1 protein-coding gene is annotated in these 2,213 nt (G+C 53.9%); it reads right to left on the bottom strand.

Going from position 1 to position 2,213, the window contains the following annotated elements; genetic code table 11:
• Positions 1-955 precede the first annotated feature (955 nt).
• A complete protein-coding gene (locus tag HHL10_RS30015) occupies positions 956-1,936 on the bottom strand; it encodes a replication initiation protein (protein WP_235971881.1) in 981 nt (326 codons plus the stop codon).
• Positions 1,937-2,213: the final 277 nt, after the last annotated feature.

The raw sequence follows: 2,213 nt of genomic DNA, 5'->3' as shown, positions 1-2,213 counted from the left end.
ATGCTGGTGGCCGCACAGAAGCTGTAAAGGCTCATGAAGCGACGCGTGGTGGAGCTGTGCGCTGGAGGCCGCGCAAACACGGTAAAGGCGCATCGAGCGACGTGCGGCGCGACTGCATGCTGGTGGCTTGGTAAACGTCTAGTTCTATGCAGGATCGGCTACGTCTCTTTGAGATTGCGGATAAAACTCTTCTCTACTACTTGCTAGGGACCAGGATGATTGGATGTCAACTTTCCGGCGAAAGACCTTGCTTTCTCGTAGGAAACTCTGCGGAAAGATGAGAGGCGTTTTTGCTAGGAAATTAAAGGGAAAAACGGGTGCTACGAGCCTGAAGGAGAAAGGAGGGGGCTCTTATCGTGTGACGATCCAGAGATAATGCCGCTGTGCTGCTGAGCGGGAAGCAAGAAACAGTAGCCAAGAAGAGGGAAGGCCAGCACCTGGTACGTACTGGCCTCCCGTTTGACTAACCCAGCCCAGCTAGAGGTGGAGCAGTCGGTTGTCTCGCAGAGACGCCGGGACTGTACTCTGTCCATGATCCTGCAGCAAAAAAAGGTTGCTACATGGTCTTGCCGCGCTTCGCGGTCTAGCTGGATCTTCAACAGAGATTCACATGTCTATGGATTTACTCGAACAACTGGCAAGGGTCCTGCAACTGCTGCAAGCCTATCCATTCGGCGCCTTGATGCTCGCTGTTTTGATTTGGCTTTGCCGTCGCCGGAAGGAGGATGCTTCTTGAGCTTCGTTCTTCTCCCCCGCGGCAGCGAGGCAGTGCTGGCGTGAGAGAGCACTTCCCGCGCTGCGTTCAGCGAGCGGGAAGTGCGCACTTTCGAGTCGCTACGCGACTCACGTGCGAAGCAAGCCATGTTTTCGCTTCGCTCAAACGGCTTGGCAGGGGCTCGCGCCCCTGCACCCTGGATGCATCGCAGCCAGCCACAAACAACGAGCTAGCTAAGCGTTATTCACCTTTAAGAACGTGGACTCGCGGAATGAAGTTGAAGCGGATAGCTGTCACTTTCCGGCCTCTTTTAACTGGCATCCATTGGATTTGCCAGCCGTCTTTCTCAGTCAACTCTTTTACGGCCGGCTCGATGATGCGCCTTTTAATCTGAGCAAAGTCACTTAAGCTAGGCGGTGCATCCATTGATGCTTTGAGATCGTCGATATCGTACTCAGCACGTCCAGTGCTTCTAAATCTCATCAACAGTTCCAGTAGCCGCCAAGAATAGACGGACCGTAAAGCATTTGCTTGCTGGAGCTTGTAGCTTGTGAATTGTTGTTTGAGCCCGAGTAAGTGTGGCAATAGTTCTGGCCACCAAGCAAGCTCGACCCAACCTTCTCCCTCGTGATAGGTTGCGCGACCAACCCAGCGCATTTCAACGCGCTTCGGCTTTAGAGGCTGACCGTTCCGTTTGTAAACTGGCTCAAAGAAGGTAATCTGCCTTTTATAGAGATTTTTTGCGGCGCTCTGCAGCCCTTCATAAGCCGCGTTCGCCCCACATTGGGCAATTTCTGCGTACTCAGCTGCAGTGATACGAGTCCTCGGTACAGCACCTGGCTGTAGCGAGTAGGCGCTGTCTAGCTTAGAGACGGCGCACATGACGATCCGCTTCTCCGAAAGCGTGAGTCCATGCCCCGCTCTAGTCAGCGCATTCGACATGCTCACCCAACGTTCTCCTGTCGATCGCTCTGCGTCATGAGCGTCGTAGTGCTCCAACTTCGCTAGCGCTTGGCTTGTCCCCATCCTGACATCCTCCGTGCTTCCCTGACAAGTTTGCTTGATGTCAGGATGTGGAGAGCACCCGGAAAAAGTCAGGTAAACACGGAAAAAGTCAGGGACAGCCCGGAAAAAGTCAGGATAGAGCCCTCTAAGTACTTGATTCTTAAGAAGAATTTCGACAAAAAACAAGGAAAAACCATTGAAAAACCAGCCGCTCATGGCTCTGTTTGTTCGTGGGCAAAAAACAGCAGTCAAGCTGGCCCAACTAGCCCCAGACCCCGGCTCTCGCTAACCAGAAGAACAGAGCTCGAAGCGGTAAAGCGCGATCAGAAAAATGACCCCGTTGGATTAACCCGCAACCACATTGATCGACGCGTGGTGGAGCTGTGCGCTGGAGGCCGCGCAAACACGGTAAAGGCGCATCGAGCGACGTGCGGCGCGACTGCATGCTGGTGGCCGCACAGAAGCTGTAAAGGCTCATGAAGCGACGCGTGGT

It is taken from the genome of Azohydromonas caseinilytica, from assembly GCF_012927045.1.
In the GTDB taxonomy this organism is placed as follows: domain Bacteria; phylum Pseudomonadota; class Gammaproteobacteria; order Burkholderiales; family Burkholderiaceae_C; genus Azohydromonas; species Azohydromonas caseinilytica.
Note: the sequence above shows the minus strand (reverse complement) of the source record. Positions and strands in the feature narration are given on the sequence as shown.

Coding starts and splice junctions, on each gene's coding strand:
- HHL10_RS30015 (WP_235971881.1), bottom strand. CDS start 1,936: ATGAGCGGCTGGTTTTTCAATGGTTTTTCCTTGTTTTTTGTCGAAATT.